Below are 20340 nucleotides of genomic sequence, written 5' to 3'. Positions count from 1 at the left end.
ACCCGGACTGCCGCCGGGGCCCACTTCAGCGGCGGCCGAAGAGGCGCGTCAGCAGCCGGGACATCCGGGACGGGAAGGAGTCCGGCGCCGGGATGCCGACGGGCCGGACCCGGCCGTTGTGGATGGCGCTGATCTTCCAGCCTGCGGTGGTGCGGACCAGGACGACGGTCTGCCGCGACAGGCGGCGCCTGGGCAGTCGGCGCCGCCACGGCATCAGGACCGAGGCGGTGCCGTGGACGACGGCCACGTCCGGGGTGACGTACCGGATCGACTCCAGATCCCCGACCAGGGCCGAGCCGGCGAGCACGCCGCGGAAGAGCAGGTCGTGGTTGTGCTCGTGGCGCTGCCGGCCGCGGGCGATCGTGCCGTCGTACGAGACGTAGTCGGAGTCGTCGGTGAACAGAGCGCCGAAGGCGCGGGCGTCGTTGTCGGTCCAGGCCTGCATGAACGCCTGGAACAGCTCCCTGATCCGGGTGTCGTCGGCGGTGAGGGTGGTCATGACGGTGCCCCCGAAGGTAATCTTATTTCGACTATCGAAACGTAAGATACCCGAAAGATTCGAATGTCGAAAGATTCCGTCATCCAGCAGATCGCCACGCTCCTGCGGCAGTTGCAGCAGAGCTTCGACGCCTTCGACGAGGCCGCCGCCACCCGGCTCGGGCTCAACCGCACCGACCTGCGCTGTCTCGACATCGTGCTGGGCGACGGCCCGCTGCCCGCCGGACAGCTCAGCGCCGCTCTGAAGCTCAGCCCGGCGGCCACCACCACCGCCATCGACCGGCTCGAACGCGCCGGACTCGTCTCCCGCACCCGCGACCCCGGCAACCGCCGCGTCGTCCTGGTCGCCCCGACCGAGGCCGCCCGGACGGCGGAGACCGAACTCTTCACCCCCGTCGGCCTGGCGGGCGCCCGCGCGCTGGCCCGCTACGACCACGACCAGCTCGCCGTCATCCTGGACTTCCTCCAGACCGCCCTTCAGGTCCAGGAAGAACAGATCGCCCGCGTGACCGAGCCCTAGCCGACGTCAGAAGGAACGGTCACCGAACAGGATCCGCGCCGCCGCGGCACGCCCTCCGCGCGTGCGCAGGGCGGCCACCGACGCGGCCAGCTCCGACATCCGCAGGCACGGATCCAGCCCACCGGCCGTCAGCGGCGACACCGCGCCCTCACCGGCTCCGACCCCGCGAGCCGCGCCACCCCCGCCGACGCGCCGTCGAACCGTACGCCCAGCAGAACCCGCGCCCCGGCCGACTCCGCAGCCCGGCGCGCGTGCTCGTACACGGCCGCCATGTCGCCCACCCGATACTCGTCCCGATCACTGGTGAGCCGGATCGGCGCCCGCCGCGACGGCGGGTACAGCAGCACGTCCCGGATCCCTTTGCACGCTACCCGCCCGATACCTCCACACCCCGGCCACATTCCTCACGACGCGAGAAGATCGAACTGGAAGCCGACCACCACGAGAATCACGCCGAACCAGCGGACGGGCTGACCGGGTGTCTGGCGATCGAGCAGCCACGCGACCGGCCTGGCCACCACCCACTCCATCACGATCAGCAGTCCCCACCAGACAGCGACCACGATCGCGAAACCCAGGAGACCGATCGCCCCGGTCACGATGTAGAGGACGAAGTACGTCACCGCCAGCCCGCCGAGCGCGACCGCCAGCGCGACGGCACCCCTATGGACCCACCAAGGCAGTGTCGAGGTCTCCCTCTTCGCCACGACCGCCAGCCAGATCGCTCCGGCCAGGGTGATGAGGAGTGCCCAGAGCGCGATGTCCGGAATCTGATCGGTCACGGCATCCAACCAGCGGGCCGGGGCGCCGAGGTACCCGCTCAGCTGCCACGAAATGAAGGCGCCTATGGCCAGAAACAGAACTTCCATGACGACGGAATCCGCCGACCTGCTGGCGAGACGCCGGAAAGGCCCCTTCGCCATTCCCTGCCCCCACTTGCGAAGCCGGTCGGCCCCGACGAGATCCAGAACCACGGTGAGGCCGCCGGCGAACTGCACGAGTTTGCCCGCCCGGCCCCACCACAGCATGGGACGGCCCCATAACTCAAAGTCGGCGACGCTCTGCCCGGCGAGCCAGAGCGACCATGCTTCTGCGAATCCGACACTTCGCACGGCGTCACCCCTACGGTCGGAGAGATTGGCGCGGTTATTTGACCACCCGTCAGGTGGTCTTCTTCCCGTCCAGGGGGACGGCCAGGCAGTAGCGGGGCCAGTCATCGGGGACGGGCCAGACAAAGGCCGATGTCCGCTTTTTCGATGAATGGCGACTTTTGATCACGATGAGGTGGATCAGACGGGCGATGATGACCACCAAAGCTGCGAGCGCCGTCGTGGCGGCCCAGATGTAGAGGGCGGGCCACACGTACGTGATCTGTTCCAGCGTGCCCGCCCGGTTCATGACGAGGCCGATGAGGTCGGCGAGGCCGAGGAAGAGCGCGACCGGCAGCGCGTACGGGATGAGCCGGACGAACGGCCGCCGGCGGCGGGCCCAGGCGCGCGCCCGGAGGACGCCGAGGACGCCGAGTGCGGCGCTGAGCAGGGTCAGGGCGCCCAGCCAGAGGTCGGCGGTCATGGTGAAGGGGGCCGCACCGCTAGAAGGGCGGCCCTCGATGAGGTCGACCAGGCCGTCGGCGATGAGGGCCGCGTCGTCACCGGAGACCATCCCGGTGTTGGTGACGACGGCGATGCCGTGCCCGCTGTCCGGCAGGATCGTCTGTACGGAGTTGTGGGTGAGGAGCCAGCCGGTGTGCCGGAGCCGCGCCGCTCCCCCGGCGGTCCGGCCCGCCTGCCACCCCATCCCGTAGGTGCTGCCGTCCACGCCGGAGGGGGTCTGGGCGGCCCGCAGCGTCTCCCGGGGCAGGCCGCGGCCGGCGCTCTGCGCGATCAGCCATCTCGCCAGGTCGTCGCCGGTGCTGACGACGCCGAACGAGCCGTTGACGAACCAGGTCGGGTGGGCGCGCCGGATCACCCGGCCGTACGCGCGGACGTAACCGGCGCCCGCGCCGGGCAGGTCGGCGGTGGTGTCCACGGTCCGGGTGGCGGTCATGCCGAGCGGCCGGAGCACGGAGGCGGCCAGGTGGTCGGCGAACGGCATCCCGGACACCACCTCGGCCAGCCGTGCCGCGACCGCGTAGTTGGGGTTGTGGTAGGTCATCCGCGTGCCGGGTTCGGCGGAGAGTGGCGCGGTGCGCAGCATGGCGACGGCCTGCTTGAGGGTGTCCGGCGCGGGGAGGGTCAGCTCGGGGAAGGCCCGGTCGCTCATCCCCGAGGTCTGCTGGAGCAGGTGGCGCACGGTGATCCGCGCGGCGCGAGGGTCGGCCATCACGAACTCGGGCAGATAGGTCTGTACGGGAGCGTCCAGGTCGATCGCGCCCCGGTCGGCGAGGCGCAGCACCGCCAGCGCCGTGAACGACTTCGACAGCGAGGCGAGCGGCACCGGCGTCGCCGCGGTGACCGGCTCCCCGTCGGCGGTGTGACCGTACCCGGCGGCGTGCACCACCCGGTCGCCCTCGGTGACGGCGACCACCGCGCCGGGCAGCCCGGTCCGGGCCAGGTAGTCCCGCACGTACCCGTCGATCGCCCGCGCGGCCGGTTCCGGAGGCTCGGCCGCCGCCGGCAGCAGCACACCCGCCAGCGCGACGACGCACATCATCAGCTTCATGGCGAGAACGGTAGGAACCGGCGGCGCTCCGCACAGTGCGCGATCGTAGGGAACCCGCCCTTACTTTCGTCAGGTGCGCGGCGTCAGGGACCGCTCGCGATCCTCGTCCAGCGGGACCTTCTCCCCGCCGTACGCGGCGGATATCCGGGCCCGCAGCCTGCCCACGGGACCGGGCACGGCCCCGGGCGGGGCGGAGGTGAGCACCGGCACGGTCTCCTTGCCCCGCAGGTGCGCTTCGAGCTCCTCGTCCGGCGGCGTGTGCACCTCGGTGTACCCGCCGTCCGGCAGGCGCTTGATCACCCCGCTGGCCACGCCGTGCCCGATCACTTCGGCGTCCGCGCGCTGCAGGCCGAGGCAGATCCGGTAGGTGACGATGTACGCGAGGACCGGCCCGGCGATCACCAGCACCCGCCCGCCGTAGGTGGTCCAGTTGAGGCTGATGTGGAAGAACGCGGCGATCTCGTCGTTGGCGCCCAGCAGCCACAGCACGCCGTAGAAGACGACCGCGCTCATGCCGATGGCGGTGCGGTGCGGGTGGTTGCGCGGGCGGTCGGCGATGTGGTGCTCGCGGTGGTCGCCGGTGATCCACCGTTCGGCGAACGGGTAGATCAGCAGCCCGGTGATGAGCACCCCCAAAGGCACCACCGCGGGGATGACCACGCTCAACGGCACCGTGCCGCCGAGCAGGTTGACCTCCCAGGCGGGCATCAGCCGCAGCGCGCCCTCCAGGAAGCCCAGGTAGAAGTCGGGCTGGGAACCGGCCGAGATGTCCGCCGGAATGTAAGGACCGTACAGCCAGACGGGGTTGATCTGCGCGAAGGTGGCCAGCCCCGCCACCACCGCCAGCACGAACAGGAAGAAGGCGGTGGTCTTCGCCAGGAAGGCCGGGTAGAACGGCGCTCCCACCACGTTCATGCGCGTCCGCCCCTTGCCGGGCAGCTGGGTGTGCTTCTGCACCCACATCAGCACCAGGTGCACCGTGACGAGCACCAGCAGCAGCGCCGGGATCAGCAGGATGTGCAGCGCGTAGAACCGGGAGACCACGTCCTCACCCGGATACTCCCCGCCGAACAGCAGGAAGGTCAGGAACGTGCCGACCAGCGGCAGCGACATCAGCACGCCCTGGGTCACCCGCAGGCCGGTGCCCGACAGCAGGTCGTCCGGCAGCGAGTAGCCCGTCAGCCCCGCCAGCAGGGCCAGCGCGAACATCGTCACCCCGATGATCCAGGTGAGCTCGCGCGGCTTGCGGTAGGCGCCGGTGAAGAAGACCCGCAGCAGGTGGGCCATCATGCCGGCGATGAACAGCAGCGCCGACCAGTGGTGGATCTGCCGGACGAGCAGCCCGCCGCGCACGTCGAAGCTGATCTCCAGCGTCGAGGCGTACGCCTCCGACATCCCGACGCCCTTCAGCGGCGCGTAGGACCCGTCGTAGATCACGTGCCCCATGCTCGGTTTGAACCAGAACGTCAGGAACGCCCCGGTCAGCAGCAGGACGACGAACGAGTAGAGCGCGATCTCGCCCAGCAGGAACGACCAGTGGTCGGGGAAGATCTTCCGCAGGTTCCGGTTCAGGAATCGGGCCGCACCCAGGCGGTCGTCGAGCCACGACGATGTCCTGCCGATGGTGCTGGGCGGTCCGGTTCGCATGGGCCACTCCCTCGTTGTCCGCGTCATCATCAAGACGCCGGGCAGCGGAGGTTTGTGACATCCGCGCCTTTTGGGGGATGTCACAGGCGCGGCGCCGTCGGCGTCTTAAGGGGTGGTTGCGTACGAACGACCGGCGAGGTGATCCATGACGGCGTCCTCCCATATCGGGCCCGGCTCATGGCGGATCGTCCTGGAGGCGACCCAGGCGAGGCTGACGACGAGAGAGCGGCGGGGCCTGCGGCTCCTGTACGCGCCGCCCCGCGTCGACGGCTCCTTCTACCTGCGGCCCGACACGGCGCTGGCCGGCTTCTCCCTCCGCCTTCCCCTGCCGTCGCACCGCCCCGGACCGCCCGCGCTGCGCTGGGAGTCGGCGGACCTGGATCGCGACCCGCACGCCTGGCTGCGGTCCGGCCACCGGGAGGTGCGCGCGCCGGTCTCGGTCGTCTGCGCCGCCGTTCCGGGCGAGCGACCGTACGTGAAGATCGTGCTGGAGACGGTGTTCCCCTCGTCCCTGCTGCTCCCGCCCTGGCTCCGGACCCGGCCGGTGACGCTCCGCCTGTTCAGCGAGATCCGCCCGGCGTACTGAACGGCCGAAACGGCTGAGCCGCGGGGGCGTCGCCGCATAGCCTGTGATCGTCCAGCTTGTTCCCCCGATTTAGGGATATTTGATGATTCACGTCGACAGCCATGGCAGTGATGACGGGCGGCCCCCGCTGGTTCTCCTGCACGGTCTCAGCTTCGACCGCCGGCAGTGGGATCCGGTCCTGCGCGAGCTGGCGATCATCGATCCGGGACGCCGGGTCCTCGTCTTCGACCTGCCCGGGCACGGCAAATCCCCGGCGCGCGACTCGTACCGGCTGGAAGACGTCGCCGCGGTGGTGCACCAGGCCGTGACCAGCGCCGGGGCCGATGCGCCGGTCGTGGCCGGGCACTCGCTCGGCGGCGCGCTGGCGACCGTCTACGCCGCGCGGCACCCCGCCCGGGGCGTCGTCAACGTGGATCAGCCGCTCCTGGCGGGCGGTTTCCAGGACATGCTGCGCTCGATGGAGCCCGTGCTGCGCGGCCCGGACTACCGGCAGATCTGGGACCGCCTGCTGTCGGGGATGGGCGTCGAAGGGCTGCCCGCCGACGCGCGGGAGCTGGTCCGCTCGGCCGGCACCCCGCCGCAGGACCTGCTCCTCGGCTACTGGGAGGAGCTGCTGGTCACGCCCGCGGACGAGCTCACGCGCCGGTGGACGCACGACCTGGCGGCCCTGCGGGCGAAAGACGTCTCCTACCGCCACGTCAGCGGAGCCGACCTGGATCCCCGGTACCGGGACTGGCTGACGTCGGCCCTGCCCGAGGCGGCGGTGACCGTCCTCCCGGGCGGCGGCCACTTCCCGCACCTGGCCCACCCCAGCGAGCTCGCGAGGCTGCTCGCGCAGACCTGATCAGGGCAGGATGGGCGGCATGCAGGATTACATGCTCGATTTCGCCGAATATGTCCGCGAGCTGTTACCCGAGGAGCTCGCCGAACCGTTCATCGCCCTGGCGCGCCCGGCCGTCCGGCTGTCGCAGGCCGAGGAGGGCGAGACGGTCGTCGGCCGGCTGGGCGGGCTGCCCCGGCTGCCCGAGGGGGTTCCGTGGCCGAGTCCCGGCGCGGACATGCAGTTCCTGGCCGAGCTCGATTGCGCGGCGCTCGCCGGGTACGAGTCCGGCCTCGACCTGCCGGCCGAGGGCTCGCTGCTGTTCTTCGCCCACTGGGAGTGCACGTCCGCCCACGTGATCCTGCTGCCTGCGGGGGTCGAGCGGGTGCCGGATCGCGAGGTGCCCGTCAGCGGGGACGCGTGGGTGTACCCCGAGGTCCCGCTCGCCGGCGAGACCGTGGCCACCTGGCCGACGCGCGGCCATGACGAGCTGGTCGGGCTGGGCGACGACTTCTGGCACCGGATCGTGGGCGATGGAGAGGTGTTCGAAACCCTGCTCCACGATTTCGCCGAGGCGGACAGGGCCCTGGCGCACCAGATCGGCGGCTACTCCGACGCCCTGCACAGCCCGATCGAAGCCGAGGGGGCGCGGGCCGCCGGGCTGACTTGGAAGGACCCGGGGTTCGCGGCGGAGGCCGCCCAGTGGGTCAACCTGCTCCAGCTCGACGAGGACAACGAGATGATCTTCGGAGACGGCGCCATCCTGACCTTCGGCATCCGCCGGGACCGGCTCGCCGCCCGCGACTTCAGCCAGGTCCTCCCGCACGTCCAGGGGCACTGACAGCGCATGCCTGCCGCGTCGTCCGCGCGAGCCGGCGGCTACGTCCTCGCCGGCGTCACTCACCTGCTGGCGCCGGCCTTCCTCGTCACCGGCGTCTACCTGGTCTCCACCCTGTCGGTCGGCGGCGTCCTGTCCGGCCTGATCGTCCTGGATCTCGCCTGGCTGCTGCGGCCCCGGCCCGCGCCCTTCCCTGGCTCGTCCGTACCTCTCACCCGCGCCGAAGCATCTCATCTGTTCGCCCTGGTCGACCGTATCGGCGCGGAGCTGGGGGCGCCCCGGACGGACCTGATCGCGGTCAGCGGCGCCGTCAACGCCTCCTTCGGCACCTTCGGCCGGCGACGCCGGCGGCTGCTGGAGATCGGCTACCCGCTATGGCTGATCCTCTCGCCACAGGAACGCGTCGCCCTGCTGGCCCACGAGATGGCCCATTCCCGCAACGGCGACGCCCGGCACGGCCTGGTGGTCGGCAGCGCGCTCTACTCCTTGTCCGAGCTCCGCACGGTGACCAGGTTCGGGTGGCGGCCCGGGGACGGGGTCTCCCGCTTCATCGCGGAGGGGCTGCTCGCCGTCCTGGGCGTCCCCGTACGCGTGCTGATCTTCCTGCTGGAGCGGCTGCTGTACCGCTCCTCGCAGCGGGCCGAGTACCGCGCCGACGAGATGCAGGCCCAGGTCGCCGGCTCCGCCGCGGCGCTCTCGCTCCTGGACGTCCTGACGGCGCGGGCCCATGCCGCCGGCGCCTTCCTCTCCTCCAGCACGGTGGCCATCGGGACCGGGAACCTGTGGGCGGCGCTCCGCTCCCACCTCGCCGAGGCCGAGGCCGAGGAGCCCGCCCCCGCGGAGGAGGACCGGGTCGACAGCACGCATCCCCCCACGTACCTGCGCATCCGGCACCTCCAGGACCTGCCGCACCTGGAGCCCCGGGTGACCCCCACCACGATGGACCTGATCGAGGAGGAACTGGCCGGGACGGCGGAGCGGGTGGCCCGGATCGTCCGCGAGGACGCCCAGTCAGCCCTCTACCGGTGACGAGGCGCGCAGGGCCGCCGCGATCCACGCGAGGAGCTCCGGGCCGGCCGGCTCCGGCGGGGTCCCGTTGATCCGCGCCACCAGGTCCAGGTATCGGCCGTGTGTCGCGTCGTACTCGGGATCTTCACGCGGCAGCTGCTCCGCCACCAGGAACGCCTTGGCCAGCCGCTCGCGGGACTCGGCCGTGGCCTGCGTGCCGAACGTCCCGGCGGTCGCGTCCGCCAGGGCGGCGGCCAGCTCCCGGGCCCGGGGCGAGTCCGCCGGCAGCCCGGCCTGGTAGGCCTCCATGATCTCCTTACCGATCCGCGCCCCCTCCTCGTGGATGAAGTCCCACACCTCCGCGTCGGCCAGCCGCCGCCCCGGGAACGCGCCGTAGGCGTCCCGGAGGTAGGCGCGGACCGCGCTGCGGAACTGCGCGCCCCGCACCAGGTCGCCCAGCTCGATCCAGGCTTCGAGCTGCTCCGCCGTCGGGTCTTCCGGCAGTCGCGGCCGTACGGTCCGCAGCCGGTCCACGAAGCCCTCGGGCACGTCGAGGCCGTAGGCGACCTCGTTCCAGAAGTCGTCGATCAGCCGCTCGCGCTCCTCGTCGGGCATCGACACCAGCTTGCCCATCAGGGCGGCCTGCGCGGGCGTGCCGCCCTGCTTGACCAGGGTACGCAGCACGGCGCGCCGGGCTCTGAGGTCGCGTTCCTGCCGCTCGACGAGCTCCAGGTGCGTGGTGAGGAGCGCGTGCAGCGACGTCTCGCCGTCGAGCAGGCGGCGGATCTCGTCCAGCCCGGCGTCCAGGTCGCGCAGTGTACGGATGAGCTCCAGCCGGGCGATGGCCCGGACGTCGTACAGGCGGTAGCCGGCCTCGGTCACGCTCGTCGGCGCGATGACCCCGGCGTCGGAGTAGTAGCGGATGGCGCTGACGCTCAGCCCGGTCCTGCGGGCCACATCCCCGATGGGGTACAGCTCTTTGTCGTCCATGCCGCCCACTCTGGAGCCTCAAGCCGCTTGAGACTCAAGCCCTCGCGGCCCGGATTCCGAGAACGACGAGCACCACCCCCGCCACCCGGCCGATCACCCGCCGGAAAGAGTCGCGCCGCACGAGGTGCGCCCCCCGATGCAGAAGGGCCGTCCAGACCGCCAGCCACACCGCGATCAGCAGGGCGTGGACGGTGGCCAGGGCGAGGATCTGCCCGGCGAAGGGGTCGCCGGGCCGGACGAACTGCGGGACCAGGGTCAGGTAGACGGAGGCCGCCTTCGGGTTGAGCACGTTCGCGAGCAGGGCCTGGCTGTAGACGGAACCGCTCCTTCTCTCTTGTACGGGAGAGCGCGGCCGGGCGGCGGTCCACCACGTCCACACGCCCAGGCCGACGAGGTAGGCCGCCCCGGCGAGCTTGACCACGGCGAAGGCCCGGCTGGAGTGCATGACCAGCGCCGACAGCCCGGCGAGTGCCAGGATCGCGTGCGCGTACAACCCCGTGACCGTGCCGAGGACCACGGGGAGCGCCTGACGGCGGCCGTCGGCTGTGACGTGCTGGATCAGCAAGGTCAGGCTGGCGCCCGGGGTGGCGACGAGGGGCAGCACCGCCAGCAGGAACCCGGCCGCCGCGTACGGGTGGATCACGGGAGCACGGCGCGGTAGTGCGTGGTCAGGCGGCGGTCGTCGTCCAGGACGTGGAAGGCGAGCGCGGGCGGCTGCTCGCGGTCGGCGGGCTGGTCGCCCTCCCACGGCAGGCGCAGGGTCCAGGTGACGGCGGCCCCGACGAGCAGGGGGCGGCCCGCGAAGGTCGTGGCGGCCGCGGTGTGGGCGTGGCCGGTGAGCACGGCGGCCACCCGCGGATGGGCGTCGAGCAGCGCGGCCAGGTCGCCCGGCTGCTCCAGGCGCAGGGAGTCGGGCAGCGGGTGGTGGAGCTCGACGGGCGGGTGGTGGAAGGCGATCAGCGCGGGGGTGTCCGGAGGGAGCCCGTCGAGGGTGGCGTGCATCCAGGCGAGCGTCTCGGCGTCGAGGCGGCCCTCGTCGCGGCCGGGGATGGAGGAGTCGCACATCAGGATCGCGGTGCCGCCGATGAGGTGCAGCTCGTTGACAGGGCCCGGCGCGGGCGGCCGTCCCAGCAGCGCCTTGCGGTAGGCGGGGCGGGCGTCGTGGTTGCCGGGGCAGGTCAGCACGGGGAACGGGGCGGCCAGTAACGCGGCGGCCTGCTCGTACTCGCTCTCCTCGCCGTGATCGGCGATGTCGCCGGTGACCAGCAGGGCGTCGACCGGGCGCGGCAGGGCCCGCAGGTAGTCCATGACACGGGCGGCGCGCTCGATCGCCCTGTCGCCGCCGTCGAGGTGCAGGTCACTGATCTGGGCCAGCAACAACGTCATCGGATGGACCCTTCGCTCTAACGGATAACTACAATTAACCGTTAGGAACGATAGCAACCGGGAGGGCCGAAGTGGAACGCTGGCCGGCACTGGAGTTGGCGAGCACGATCCGCCACGACGGCGACGGCGGCGTCGCCGACGACCTGGCGACACCGCAGAGCACGACGGACTGGCTCCGGCGACAGGACGTCACCGGAGTCACCGTGGACGAACGGCTCCGCAGCGAGATCGTCGAGCTGCGCCGCGCCGTCCGCGCGCTGTTCGCCCAGGCGGTCAGCCCCGCGCCTCCGAGCCGGGCCGACGCCCACCGCCTGATGCCGGCCGATCAGGCGCTCGACCACCTCAACGCCGCCGCCGCCCGCGACGCGATCGTCCCCCAGCTGGAGTGGCCCCCGGACGGGCCACCCCGGACCAGGGTGCGGTCAGCCGAACCCTCAGCGGAGGCCAGACTGATCGCCATGCTGGCGCGGGCCGCCATCGACTTCCTGAGCGGCCCGCAACGTGAACGGCTGCGGGCCTGCCACGCGCCGCGCTGCGTCCGCTACTTCGTCCAGAGCCACGGACGCCAGGAATGGTGCAAACCGTCCTGCGGCAACCGCGCCCGAGCAGCCCGCCACTACCAGCGCCACCACGCCAAGCCCTAACCGATCAGCCGCCCGGCGGCGGCGTCGCATCCCCGATCTCGCGCTCTGCCGCGCCAGCGCCCGGTAGCAGCTGACCTCGGCCCGCCGGTGGCCCGTGACGAGCTTGGTCGCGATCCCCAGCAGCCAGGGCTGGGCATCGCGATAGGAGACGTCGTACGCGTCGCGTCTGCGGAACGCGACCAGGAAGGTCTCCCCGACGAGGTCATCGGCGAGTTCCGGCCCGAGCCGGAAGGAGACGTACCTGTACAGCGTCGCGGCGTGCCGATCAGGGCGGCGAACTCCTCCGGATCATCGAGAGAGCTCGCGATGATCTCGGAGTCCATGACCGACGGCGATGTCCCCGTCAGCATGGACGATCTATCTTCAGCACTGCGATACCCCCTTCGAGTTGTCACCCATGTCCTGTCACGGGGACCCGAAGTGTTCACGGGGGCACGAAAAGAACGGAAGCCGATACCCCGGGCAGTATCCGCAGGAGGAGGACAGGCCTACACGCCCGCAGTCATCCTCGACTAGGCGCCCAGTGATCTGCGGACCGCTTCGTCCACCAGGTCGTGGATCTCCTGCTCGGTGAAGATGTCGGGCAGCGTGAGCCGTTCCACGATGAGCCAGTTCAGGGCGAGGTAGAGGAGCAGGACCGAGGTCTTGTCGCCGGGCAGGCCGGAGGCGGCGTGGTGGGCGATGTTGGCGTCGATGTCCTCGCGGATGCGTTCGGTCAGCACGGCGCGCAGTTCGGGGCGGCGGGTGGCTTCCAGCCGGAGTTCGAGCAGGGCCAGGTAGCCGGTGTTGAAGGCGGAGACGCGGTCCACCAGTTCGTGCATGAGCTCGGCGTAGCGGTTCTGGTCCTGCGTGCCTTCGCGGCTGCGCGCCATGGTGGCTTCGTCGGGTAGCAGCCGTTCGTAGATGCGCCCGCCGACCTGGGTGAACAGGTCGTCGCGGTTGGCGAAGTAGTTGGAGGCGGTGCCGGGGGGCACGGCCGCTTCCTTGTCGACGGCCCGGAAGGTCAGCCCTCGCGCCCCTTCCCTGGCCAGCACCTCGATGGCCCCGTCGATCAACGCCCGTCGCCGTTCGGGATTTCTCCGCACTTGACACCACTCCGCCTGTAGTACTACGTTCACACCACTACAAGCAGAGTACTACATCCGGAGTTGCACAGTATGCGAAAGCTCGTCTACTACATCGGCGTCACCCTCGACGGCTACATCGCGGGTCCCAACGCCGAGTACGACTTCTACCCCCAGTCGAACCAGATGGCCGAGTGGATCGCGAGCAGATACCCCGACACCGTCCCCACCCACCTCCGCGCCACCATCGGCCTCGAAAACGCCCCCAACAAGGTCTTCGACACCCTCGTCATGGGCCGCGGCACCTACGAACCGGCCCTGAAGGAAGGCATCACCAGCCCGTACGCCCACCTGCGCCAGTACGTCTTCTCCAGCACCCTGAAGATCGACGACCCCACGATCCAGGTCGAGACCGGCGACCCCCTGGAGTTCGTCCGCCGCCTGAAGGCCGAGGACACCGGCCTGGACATCTACCTCTGCGGCGGCGGCAAACTCGCCGGCACCCTGCTCCCGGAGATCGACGAGATCGTCCTCAAGAGCTACCCGGTGGTGGCGGGCACCGGCATCCCCATGTTCTCCGGCCGCTTCAGCCCCACCCTGTTCACCCCCACCCGGCGCGAATCCTTCGACAACGGCGCCCAAGTCACCTGGTTCACCCGCGCCGCGATGTCATGATCGTCGGTGACACCTCACCGACGGGATCCGCCATGCCACCTCGCTCCCTCGTGCTCCTGGCCGCCTCACTCTGCGCGGGCGGCCTCGCGGCCCTGGCGTACTTCCAGGACTCCGACCTGGTGCTCCTGCGGGAACACCTGAACCACCCGTTCGCCTTCGGCGCGCTGGCCTGCCTCCTGATGGGTGGGCCGCCGCCGGGCTGCGGCGCAGGTGGTTACGCGTCCTGATCGGACTCCTCTCCGCACTGGGCACGGCAGGCGCGCTGCTCGTGGGCCTGGTCGCCCTCAAACTCACCAGTACGGACGAGGCCGGCTTCATCGACGGCCCCGACCCGTACAGCGTCAGACTCCAGCACTCGGCGGCGGGCCTCGGCCCGGACACGCTGACATGGCTCAGCCTCCGCAGCGACGACGGCCCCCTCAGCAGAGAGTGGCACCTCGGCTGCTTCAACAACGACGACCCCGATGACGCCTTCGACTCGGTCACCTGGACGGGCCCGGACTCGCTCGAAATCCGCGTGACGGACGGCCGCACATTCCCCGTGACCCTGGACACCTCGGGCCGCCCCCAGACCACCGCCACCCTGGGCTGCTAGCCACAGCGCTCGGCCAGGTCGTACAGAGTCAAGTCCCCGACGCAGTGGACGTGCGCCTGCGCCACCAGACGAATCTCGACGACCGTCCCCAGAGTCGCGAACGCCAGGCCGATGACCACGGGAAACCCGCACCCGAAAGCCCAGCGGACGTCACTGGCCCGATCCGAACGCCTCCCCGCCTTGACCACAGCACCCATCGAAACAGGCCGATATGCGGCGGACGCGCAGACGATGTAGAGATCCGGTGCAGGTTCACCCGGCGGGCTTCAGCACCGCCTCCAGTCGCACGACGCCCTCGCCGTATTTGTCGTCCAAGCGCCGCTGAAGCTCCTCGTCGGCCACCCCCTCGACGGCGGCGCCCGGCGGCTCGGTCAGCGTCAGCCGGGAGCCGTCCCACGTGCCGGCCACCGGTACCAGCCCTACTTCGTCCCCCGGGCGCTCTCGTGCCGCACCGCGGACCAGTCCCAGCCGACGACGTCCGGCCCCTCGCACTGGGGCGGCAGCGACGTGGCCACCGCGGCGCACAGCTGGGGCCCGTGCTCGGGGCTCTCCAGGACGGCGACGGCGTCGGCCGCGTACGTGACCGGCTCGGCACCGCAGGCGGTCAGCAGGGCGAGGACGAGGAAGGCGAGCGAGCGCATGATCTTCACACGTACGAGCACTCCACAAGGTTCAATGACACCGACCTACCCCCGCCCCTGAGGACTGGCCATGATCACCGTCGATCCCGTCCTGGAGACCCACGACGCGGCGGGCTTCACCGCCTGGCCGATCGGAGCGCCGCCGGAAGACCACTTCCTCGCCCTCTCCGGCCGGATGTCTCCCGCCGACGTCGGGACGGCCATGGCCGTCGTCTTCGAGTACAACGGCATCCCCGTCACCCACCTGACAGACGCGCGCCTGCACCGGCACCTCGCCGAAACGGAGGGCCTGCTCGCCCCCGGCGGGCTGCGCTTCCGCGACACCGCCGCCGGCGTCACCATCGCCCCCGGCTGCTGCTCCGGCCTGGAGGACTGGCGGGAGTGGTGGGGAGTGGTCCACGGGCGGGAACTCTGGCTGGGCCACGACCTGGCGCTCCACGTCACCCAGGCAGAGCACACCGTCCGGCTCCAGCAGGACGACGAGGATTCCCCGTACATCGAGATCACCCGCGACGAGCTCTCCGGCCTGCTCACCACCGCCCAGCAGCACCTCTCCGGGTTCCTCGACCTCGCCCGGCACTGGGCGGCCACCACCACCCCGGACGCGGCCACCCGGCTGATCTCAGCCCTCGACCAGCACTTGGAGATCACCGCTGACCAGCGCGTTTGATCTCAACCGCGGTTGAGCTGATGGGCTGCTCGCCAGAGTCCGAGGGCACGAGAAAGCGAGCAGCATGGACACCGCCACAGACACGTCCCACCACCCAGCCACCGCCGGCCGGCCGCCCCCGCTGACACTCCCCGTGGTCCTGGTGGGCGTCGTGCTCGTGGCGATGTCCATCTCCGGGACGGCGGTCGCGCTGCCGAGCATCGGCCGCGATCTCGACACCTCGGGCGCCCCGCTGAACTGGGTCGTCGCCGGCTACAACCTGGCCTTCGCCGCCATGACGCTCATCGCGGGGTCGGCCGCCGACCGGATCGGCCGCAGGCGGGTGTTCGTCGCCGCGGCGCTGGTCTTCGCGGCCGGGTTCCTCGCGACGGCGCTGAGCCCGACGATCATCCTCATCGACCTCGCCCGCATCGTCTCCGGTGCCGGCGGCGCGGGGATCATGGCGGCCGGCGGCGCCATCCTGGCCTCCAGCTACGACGGCGCCGCCCGGAACCGGGCCTTCGCCCTGATGGGCACCATGGCCGGAGTCGGGATCGCCATCGGCCCCACCCTCTCCGGGCTGCTGATCGACGCCACGGGATGGCGGGGCGGCTTCGCGGCCTTCACGGTCGCCGGTCTTCTGGTGGCCTTGGGCGCGACCCGGGCCCGCGAGTCCCGGGCGCAGGTCAGCGGCCCGGTCGACTGGGCGGGAAGCGCCTTGTTCGTCGCCGCGCTGTCGCTGCTCATGTTCGCGCTCCTGGAGGCGCCCGCGCTCGGCTGGCTCCACCCGGGCGTCCTGATCAGCGGGTTCGCCGGTCTGGCGGCCCTGGTCCTGTTCGGTGTGGTGCAGCGGCGCAGCCCCGCGCCGGTGCTGGCCCCCGCCCTGGTCGCCAACCGGGGTTTCCTGGGCTGGAGTCTCGCGACCCTGACCACCTCGATCGGGTTCCTCGGCGTTCTGGTCTTCCTGCCCACCTACCTCCAGGCGGCGGCCGGGCTGTCCGCCTCGGCGGCGGGGGCGGCGATGCTGCTGCTGACCGCGCCCGTCCTGGTCGTGCCGATGGCGGCGGTGACGCTGGTGAACAGGGGCGTGCCGGCCCGACTGCTGATCGTGGTCGCGCTGGCGCTGGTCGTGGCCGGGAACCTGTGGCTGATGGCGCTGAACGCCGACCACGCGGTCACGGCGGTCGCGGCGCCGCTGGTGATGATCGGCGTCGGCATGGGGGCCTCCTTCGGCATCACCGACGGCCAGGCGATGGCGCTGGTCCCGTCCGACGCCGTCGGCATGGCGGCGGGGTTCCTCAACACCCTGCGGGGCGCGGCGGAAGCTCTCGTGATCGCCGCGTTCAGCGCCTCCCTCGTCGGGCTCCTCGCCGCGAAGCTCGGCGACGCGGGCCGCGCCGCCGCGGTGAGCGCCGGACGCCTCACCGGCGGGGCCGAGCCCCGGGAGCTGGACGCGTTCACCTGGTCGTGGCAGCTGACGCAGCTTGGTGTCGGGCTACTGTGCCTCGTACTGTCGATCGTCGCGGTCATCCTGATCCGGGGCCGCGCCGCGACGTCCCGAGGCACTGCCTGACTCCGGGGAGAGATGCCGTGCGCGCCAGTCCGGACGACCATCTCACCATCGGTGAGGTGGTCCGGCGGACTGGTGTGCCCGCCTCCGCCCTGCACTTCTACGAACGCAAGGGCCTGATCTTCAGCGAACGCGGCAGCGCCAACCAGCGGATCTTCTCCCGGCACATGCTGCGCCGGATCTCCCTGATCATCGTGGCCAAGCGTCTCGACATCCCGCTGTCCCACGTCGCCGAGGTCTTCGCCACCCTGCCCACCGATCGGTCCCCCACCCACAAGGACTGGCAGCGGGTCTCCCGGATGTGGAAGAGGCAGCTCGAGGAGCGCCGCCGGGCCATCGAGCTGCTGGAGCAGGAGCTCACCGGCTGCATCGGCTGTGGCTGCCTGTCGATGAAGGCCTGCCTGCTCCTCAACCCCGACGACGCCCTCGGCGGCCGGGGTCCCGGCCCGGTGCGGCTCCAGGAGTCCGAAGAACTTGGACGATCGTACTAGTTGTACTAACGTACAAGTCATGGTGAGACGGGCATGGGCGGGCATGGCGCTGTTAGCGCTGCCGACGGTGCTGCTGGGCCTGGACGTGACGGTGCTCTATCTGGCGCTGCCGGAGATGGCGGCCGACCTCGGCCCCTCGGCGACCCAGACGCTCTGGATCATGGACGCCTACGGGTTCCTGCTGGCGGGGTTCCTGGTCACGATGGGCACCCTGGGCGACCGGGTGGGGCGGCGCCGGCTGCTGATGATCGGGATCACCGCGTTCGCGGCGGTGTCGGTGGCCGCCGCTTTCGCCCCGAGCGCCGAGTTGCTGATCGCGGCCCGGGCGCTGCTGGGGGTCGCCGGGGCGACGCTGATGCCCTCGACGCTCTCCCTGATCTCGAACATGTTCCCCGACCCGCGGCGGCGGGCCGTGGCGATCGGGGTGTGGGCCACCATGTTCGCCCTCGGGATGGCGGCCGGGCCGATCGTGGGCGGAGTGCTGGTGGACGCCTTCTGGTGGGGTGCGGCGTTCCTGGTGGCGGTGCCGATCGCCGTCGCCGTGCTGGCGCTGGGCCGGGTGCTGCTGCCCGAGTACACCGACCCGCGGGCGGGGCGGCTCGACCTGACCAGCGTGGGGCTGTCGCTGGCGGCGATCCTGCCCGTCGTCTACGCCGTCAAGCACCTCGCCTCCGACGGCCTCGACGCCGGAGCCGCCGTCGCGGTGCCGGTCGGAGTGATCGCCGGAGTCCTGTTCTGGCGCAGGCAGCGCCGCCTGGACGACCCGCTGCTCGACGTCGCCCTGTTCACGAACCGGGCCTTCGGCATGGCGCTGACCGTGCTGCTCATCGGGCTCGTCGGCGTGGGCGGCACCATGTACCTGGTCACCCAGTACCTCCAAGTGGTGGAAGGGCTGAGCCCGTTCGCGGCGGGCCTGTGGATGGGGCCTCCGGCGCTGGCGATGTTCGCCGCCGGCATCGGCGCGCCGCTCCTGGCCCGGCGCGTGCGGCCCGGCCACGTCATGGGCGCCACCCTGGGCGTCTCCCTGATCGGCTACGCCCTGCTGGCCACCGCGGGCCTGGACGACGAACTGCCGGTCGCCGCCGGGTTCGCCTTCGTCTACCTCGGCCTGGGCGCGATCGCCGCCCTGGGCACCGACATCGTGGTCGGCGCGGCCCCGGCGTCGAAGTCCGGCTCGGCCGCCTCCCTGTCGGAGACCGTCCAGGAACTCGGCATCGCCATCGGCGTGGCCCTCCTGGGCAGTCTCACCACCGCGGTCTACCGGGCCCAGCCGACCGAGGCGCGCCTGGCCTTCACCACCGGCATGAACCTCGCCTCCGCGGTCGCCGGGATCGCGATCGCCGCGGCCGCCGTGCTCTGCTTCCGCGCGCTGCGCCACGTCCCCCGCCTCGGGCACCAGACCCCCACTATCCTGGCGACCGAGGAGGGTGACGTGACCGATCGTGTTGACGGGCGGCTCGCCCGCGGCGCCCGACGCCGAGCCGAGATCATCGACGCCACCCTGGCCGTGGTCACCCGCGACGGCGCCGCCGGCGTCACCCACCGCACCGTCGCCAAACAGGCCGGCATCACCACGTCCCTGAGCACGTACTACTTCGCCACCCTCGACGACCTCCTCGTCGCCGCCCTGACCAGCGTCGCCGACACCTACACCACCCGCATCCGCCAGATCATCGACGGCGACGGCGACAAGCTGACCGAGTTGGCCGAACTCATCGCCGAAACCGCCGGCCCCGGCCGCGACCGCGCCCTCGCCGAACGCGAACTCGCCACCCTCGCCGCCCGCAGACCCGCCCTGCGCCCCGTCGCCCGCCGCTGGCGCGAGAACATCGCCGAACTCGCCGCCACCCTCACCGACGACCCCACCGCCGTCGCCGCCCTCGTCGCCGCCTCCGACGGCCTGTGCACCGCCATCCTGCTCGACAACGGCCCCGCCGACCCGCACTACCTCCGCGCCGTCCTGCAACAGGCCCTCACCTCGGGCGACCTCACCCAAGCGAGGTAGGCACCGTGGTGGTCTACGCCTGCTCGCAGTGCGACACCGTACTGACCTCGAGAGTGTCGCGCGTCGCGCTCCCCGACCACGCGGGCCAGAAGTACAGCCACGACCTGCTCCCCGCCCTCCTGGAGCCGGGCACGTACGTCGTGGACCCCGGAGACGGCCACCCTTGGCAGCCCGAACCGGAACCCCACGGCGTCCGCTTGCAGACGTACCACATCACCGGGCCGCCGAACCGGATCGGGATCGCGCCGGGCGACCTCCGCGGAACCGTCTTCATCCCGGACCGATTAGGCGGCTGCTGCTGCGGCTGGGACGGCCAGTACGGCCCCAACCTGGCGTGCGCCGGATGCGGCTCCCCGGTGGCGACCCGCGTCGACGACTGCGGCTTCTGGCAGGTGGTGTGGCTGACCCCGGAAGCCGTGCATCCCGTCGCCGTCGCCGGCCCCGCGCAGCAAGTCATCGACTGGACGGAACTGCCGACCACACCGCCCGTCGATCCGTGCGGTGAATGGCGCCCTGAATGGGAGGCCGCCGCCGCGGTCGCCCTGACCCACCTGCTGGCGGTCTCGGGCGGCAAACGGGTGTCCGTCCCCGAGGGGCTGGTCTCGGAGGTCTTCCGCCGTACGATCGACGGCCTGCTCCCTCCCGGGCCATCTGAACGCCACCTCACCCTGACCGGGCCCGGCCTGCCTGTCACGGCCACGGACATCGCCCTGATACCACGGCACCCGCAGACCGGCGAGATCTGGCCCTGCGATGCTGAAGCGGTGGTACCGCTGGCCGCGAACGTGTGGACGTACCTGGCCTTCCACGACCGGCGTGTTGCCGTCCGCCATGACGATCCTCCCCCGCTGCTGCCACGTACTCTCTTCCTTCCCGACGGGAGAGTCTTCCTCGGCGCGTTGCAGCGAATGGGGCCCCTCCGGCAGCCGTGGTTACGCCGTATCCATGACTCTCTGATACGGCAGCCGTAGATCGTGATCTTCACGGTGTTGCCGCTGGTCGTGTGGCGTGACGCGAAGAGCCGCCGCGATCATGTCGAGTTGTGACACAAG

27 protein-coding genes and 1 pseudogene are annotated in these 20340 nt (G+C 71.3%); 14 read left to right on the top strand and 14 right to left on the bottom strand.

Translation table 11 applies throughout. The annotated features are described in order from the left end of the window. Positions 1-25: 25 nt before the first annotated feature. Entirely contained in the window at positions 26-499 is a 474-nt protein-coding gene (locus AB0J42_RS17755) for an SgcJ/EcaC family oxidoreductase (protein WP_364295329.1), read from the bottom strand. Between the two features lie 63 nt (positions 500-562). Between AB0J42_RS17755 and AB0J42_RS17750 the strand changes: the two genes are divergently transcribed. Further along, a complete protein-coding gene (locus AB0J42_RS17750) occupies positions 563-1018 on the top strand; it encodes a MarR family transcriptional regulator (protein ID WP_364295326.1) in 456 nt (151 codons plus the stop codon). Positions 1019-1024: 6 nt separating this feature from the next. On the opposite strand, the gene AB0J42_RS17745 is transcribed toward AB0J42_RS17750, so the two are convergent. The 5 genes from AB0J42_RS17745 to AB0J42_RS17725 all read right to left on the bottom strand — a co-directional run bounded on the left by AB0J42_RS17745 (position 1025) and on the right by AB0J42_RS17725 (position 5326). Next, positions 1025-1159, bottom strand: coding sequence for a hypothetical protein (locus AB0J42_RS17745; protein ID WP_364295323.1), 135 nt, complete (start codon positions 1157-1159; stop codon positions 1025-1027). Beyond that, entirely contained in the window at positions 1147-1365 is a 219-nt protein-coding gene (locus tag AB0J42_RS17740) for a hypothetical protein (protein WP_364295320.1), read from the bottom strand. Before AB0J42_RS17740 ends, AB0J42_RS17745 begins: the two co-directional genes overlap by 13 nt. 57 nt (positions 1366-1422) lie before the next feature. Then, a complete protein-coding gene (locus AB0J42_RS17735; RefSeq protein ID WP_364295318.1) occupies positions 1423-2046 on the bottom strand; it encodes a hypothetical protein in 624 nt (207 codons plus the stop codon). Positions 2047-2179: 133 nt separating this feature from the next. Next, positions 2180-3679, bottom strand: a complete 1500-nt coding sequence (locus AB0J42_RS17730; RefSeq protein WP_364295315.1) for a serine hydrolase domain-containing protein — start codon at positions 3677-3679, stop codon at positions 2180-2182. A 69-nt stretch (positions 3680-3748) separates the two neighbouring features. After that, the gene (locus AB0J42_RS17725; protein ID WP_364295312.1) at positions 3749-5326 is read right to left on the bottom strand and encodes a ubiquinol-cytochrome c reductase cytochrome b subunit; all 1578 of its coding nucleotides are present in this window, start codon (positions 5324-5326) and stop codon (positions 3749-3751) included. Between the two features lie 145 nt (positions 5327-5471). Between AB0J42_RS17725 and AB0J42_RS17720 the strand changes: the two genes are divergently transcribed. From AB0J42_RS17720 to AB0J42_RS17705, 4 genes are all read left to right on the top strand, one after another. Beyond that, entirely contained in the window at positions 5472-5912 is a 441-nt protein-coding gene (locus tag AB0J42_RS17720) for a hypothetical protein (RefSeq protein ID WP_364295310.1), read from the top strand. A gap of 82 nt (positions 5913-5994) precedes the next feature. Then, positions 5995-6756 (top strand): alpha/beta hydrolase, encoded by a 762-nt coding sequence (locus AB0J42_RS17715; protein WP_364295307.1) that lies wholly within the window; start codon positions 5995-5997, stop codon positions 6754-6756. A 19-nt stretch (positions 6757-6775) separates the two neighbouring features. Then, positions 6776-7573 (top strand): YwqG family protein, encoded by a 798-nt coding sequence (locus AB0J42_RS17710; protein ID WP_364295304.1) that lies wholly within the window; start codon positions 6776-6778, stop codon positions 7571-7573. A gap of 6 nt (positions 7574-7579) precedes the next feature. Continuing rightward, positions 7580-8599, top strand: a complete 1020-nt coding sequence (locus AB0J42_RS17705) for a M48 family metalloprotease (RefSeq protein WP_364295301.1) — start codon at positions 7580-7582, stop codon at positions 8597-8599. Here AB0J42_RS17705 and AB0J42_RS17700 read toward each other — a convergent pair. The 3 genes from AB0J42_RS17700 to AB0J42_RS17690 are packed head-to-tail and all read right to left on the bottom strand — an operon-like array spanning position 8582 to position 10954. Further along, a complete protein-coding gene (locus AB0J42_RS17700) occupies positions 8582-9568 on the bottom strand; it encodes a MerR family transcriptional regulator (protein ID WP_364295298.1) in 987 nt (328 codons plus the stop codon). The genes AB0J42_RS17705 and AB0J42_RS17700 overlap by 18 nt on opposite strands. A 34-nt stretch (positions 9569-9602) precedes the next feature. Beyond that, a complete protein-coding gene (locus AB0J42_RS17695) occupies positions 9603-10211 on the bottom strand; it encodes a LysE family translocator (protein WP_364295295.1) in 609 nt (202 codons plus the stop codon). Then, positions 10208-10954: a metallophosphoesterase gene (locus AB0J42_RS17690; protein WP_364295293.1), complete on the bottom strand. Its 747-nt coding sequence runs from the start codon at positions 10952-10954 to the stop codon at positions 10208-10210. The genes AB0J42_RS17695 and AB0J42_RS17690 overlap by 4 nt, the downstream gene beginning before the upstream one ends. A 71-nt stretch (positions 10955-11025) precedes the next feature. On the opposite strand from AB0J42_RS17690, the gene AB0J42_RS17685 reads away from it, so the two are divergent. Further along, positions 11026-11598, top strand: a complete 573-nt coding sequence (locus AB0J42_RS17685) for a CGNR zinc finger domain-containing protein (RefSeq protein WP_364295290.1) — start codon at positions 11026-11028, stop codon at positions 11596-11598. A gap of 138 nt (positions 11599-11736) precedes the next feature. Here AB0J42_RS17685 and AB0J42_RS17680 read toward each other — a convergent pair. Both AB0J42_RS17680 and AB0J42_RS17675 read right to left on the bottom strand, forming a co-directional pair. Next, a pseudogene (locus tag AB0J42_RS17680) lies at positions 11737-11847 on the bottom strand (RNA polymerase subunit sigma-70); the annotation flags it as partial. Positions 11848-12110: 263 nt separating this feature from the next. Continuing rightward, a complete protein-coding gene (locus tag AB0J42_RS17675; RefSeq protein ID WP_364295287.1) occupies positions 12111-12683 on the bottom strand; it encodes a TetR family transcriptional regulator in 573 nt (190 codons plus the stop codon). Positions 12684-12755: 72 nt separating this feature from the next. Between AB0J42_RS17675 and AB0J42_RS17670 the strand changes: the two genes are divergently transcribed. The 3 genes from AB0J42_RS17670 to AB0J42_RS17660 are packed head-to-tail and all read left to right on the top strand — an operon-like array spanning position 12756 to position 13932. After that, positions 12756-13337, top strand: a complete 582-nt coding sequence (locus AB0J42_RS17670) for a dihydrofolate reductase family protein (RefSeq protein ID WP_364295284.1) — start codon at positions 12756-12758, stop codon at positions 13335-13337. A gap of 32 nt (positions 13338-13369) precedes the next feature. Further along, a complete protein-coding gene (locus AB0J42_RS17665; RefSeq protein WP_364295281.1) occupies positions 13370-13564 on the top strand; it encodes a hypothetical protein in 195 nt (64 codons plus the stop codon). Between the two features lie 41 nt (positions 13565-13605). Further along, positions 13606-13932 carry a hypothetical protein gene (locus AB0J42_RS17660; protein WP_364295278.1) on the top strand — a complete coding sequence of 109 codons (327 nt, stop codon included), beginning with the start codon at positions 13606-13608 and terminating at the stop codon, positions 13930-13932. Here the strand turns inward: AB0J42_RS17660 and AB0J42_RS17655 are convergent. From AB0J42_RS17655 to AB0J42_RS17645, 3 genes are read right to left on the bottom strand one after another with little or no spacing between them, the layout of a single operon-like run. After that, on the bottom strand, positions 13929-14129 hold the full coding sequence (locus AB0J42_RS17655) for a hypothetical protein (RefSeq protein WP_364295275.1): 201 nt from the start codon (positions 14127-14129) through the stop codon (positions 13929-13931). The two genes, AB0J42_RS17660 and AB0J42_RS17655, sit on opposite strands and share 4 nt — an antisense overlap. A gap of 55 nt (positions 14130-14184) precedes the next feature. Further along, positions 14185-14340, bottom strand: a complete 156-nt coding sequence (locus AB0J42_RS17650) for a hypothetical protein (RefSeq protein WP_364295272.1) — start codon at positions 14338-14340, stop codon at positions 14185-14187. An 11-nt stretch (positions 14341-14351) separates the two neighbouring features. Next, on the bottom strand, positions 14352-14594 hold the full coding sequence (locus AB0J42_RS17645) for a hypothetical protein (protein ID WP_364295270.1): 243 nt from the start codon (positions 14592-14594) through the stop codon (positions 14352-14354). Positions 14595-14643: 49 nt separating this feature from the next. Here AB0J42_RS17645 and AB0J42_RS17640 point away from each other — a divergent pair, with 49 nt between their 5' ends. The 5 genes from AB0J42_RS17640 to AB0J42_RS17620 all read left to right on the top strand — a co-directional run bounded on the left by AB0J42_RS17640 (position 14644) and on the right by AB0J42_RS17620 (position 20259). Further along, complete coding sequence (locus AB0J42_RS17640; RefSeq protein WP_364295267.1) at positions 14644-15243, top strand: hypothetical protein; 600 nt, start codon at positions 14644-14646, stop codon at positions 15241-15243. Between the two features lie 64 nt (positions 15244-15307). Beyond that, a complete protein-coding gene (locus tag AB0J42_RS17635) occupies positions 15308-16795 on the top strand; it encodes an MFS transporter (protein ID WP_364295264.1) in 1488 nt (495 codons plus the stop codon). 17 nt (positions 16796-16812) lie between these two features. After that, complete coding sequence (gene soxR, locus AB0J42_RS17630) at positions 16813-17283, top strand: redox-sensitive transcriptional activator SoxR (protein WP_364295261.1); 471 nt, start codon at positions 16813-16815, stop codon at positions 17281-17283. Between the two features lie 19 nt (positions 17284-17302). Beyond that, positions 17303-19288, top strand: a complete 1986-nt coding sequence (locus tag AB0J42_RS17625) for an MFS transporter (protein WP_364295258.1) — start codon at positions 17303-17305, stop codon at positions 19286-19288. Positions 19289-19293: 5 nt separating this feature from the next. After that, a complete protein-coding gene (locus AB0J42_RS17620) occupies positions 19294-20259 on the top strand; it encodes a hypothetical protein (protein WP_364295255.1) in 966 nt (321 codons plus the stop codon). Positions 20260-20340: the final 81 nt, after the last annotated feature.

This window comes from Nonomuraea sp. NPDC049649, assembly GCF_040675175.1.
Taxonomy (GTDB): domain Bacteria; phylum Actinomycetota; class Actinomycetes; order Streptosporangiales; family Streptosporangiaceae; genus Nonomuraea.
The sequence above is the reverse complement of the archived record's forward strand: the minus strand, read 5'-3'. Positions and strand labels throughout refer to the sequence as shown.

Excerpts from the sequence above, each read along its gene's own strand:
- AB0J42_RS17750 (WP_364295326.1), top strand. The coding sequence starts at position 563 with ATGTCGAAAGATTCCGTCATCCAGCAGATCGCCACGCTCCTGCGGCAG.
- AB0J42_RS17725 (WP_364295312.1), bottom strand. The coding sequence starts at position 5,326 with ATGCGAACCGGACCGCCCAGCACCATCGGCAGGACATCGTCGTGGCTC.
- AB0J42_RS17655 (WP_364295275.1), bottom strand. The coding sequence starts at position 14,129 with ATGGGTGCTGTGGTCAAGGCGGGGAGGCGTTCGGATCGGGCCAGTGAC.
- AB0J42_RS17720 (WP_364295310.1), top strand. The coding sequence starts at position 5,472 with ATGACGGCGTCCTCCCATATCGGGCCCGGCTCATGGCGGATCGTCCTG.
- AB0J42_RS17715 (WP_364295307.1), top strand. The coding sequence starts at position 5,995 with ATGATTCACGTCGACAGCCATGGCAGTGATGACGGGCGGCCCCCGCTG.
- AB0J42_RS17735 (WP_364295318.1), bottom strand. The coding sequence starts at position 2,046 with ATGCTGTGGTGGGGCCGGGCGGGCAAACTCGTGCAGTTCGCCGGCGGC.
- AB0J42_RS17640 (WP_364295267.1), top strand. The coding sequence starts at position 14,644 with ATGATCACCGTCGATCCCGTCCTGGAGACCCACGACGCGGCGGGCTTC.
- AB0J42_RS17625 (WP_364295258.1), top strand. The coding sequence starts at position 17,303 with ATGGTGAGACGGGCATGGGCGGGCATGGCGCTGTTAGCGCTGCCGACG.
- AB0J42_RS17690 (WP_364295293.1), bottom strand. The coding sequence starts at position 10,954 with ATGACGTTGTTGCTGGCCCAGATCAGTGACCTGCACCTCGACGGCGGC.
- AB0J42_RS17755 (WP_364295329.1), bottom strand. The coding sequence starts at position 499 with ATGACCACCCTCACCGCCGACGACACCCGGATCAGGGAGCTGTTCCAG.
- AB0J42_RS17670 (WP_364295284.1), top strand. The coding sequence starts at position 12,756 with ATGCGAAAGCTCGTCTACTACATCGGCGTCACCCTCGACGGCTACATC.
- AB0J42_RS17700 (WP_364295298.1), bottom strand. The coding sequence starts at position 9,568 with ATGGACGACAAAGAGCTGTACCCCATCGGGGATGTGGCCCGCAGGACC.
- AB0J42_RS17665 (WP_364295281.1), top strand. The coding sequence starts at position 13,370 with ATGCCACCTCGCTCCCTCGTGCTCCTGGCCGCCTCACTCTGCGCGGGC.
- AB0J42_RS17730 (WP_364295315.1), bottom strand. The coding sequence starts at position 3,679 with ATGAAGCTGATGATGTGCGTCGTCGCGCTGGCGGGTGTGCTGCTGCCG.
- AB0J42_RS17710 (WP_364295304.1), top strand. The coding sequence starts at position 6,776 with ATGCAGGATTACATGCTCGATTTCGCCGAATATGTCCGCGAGCTGTTA.
- AB0J42_RS17705 (WP_364295301.1), top strand. The coding sequence starts at position 7,580 with ATGCCTGCCGCGTCGTCCGCGCGAGCCGGCGGCTACGTCCTCGCCGGC.
- AB0J42_RS17635 (WP_364295264.1), top strand. The coding sequence starts at position 15,308 with ATGGACACCGCCACAGACACGTCCCACCACCCAGCCACCGCCGGCCGG.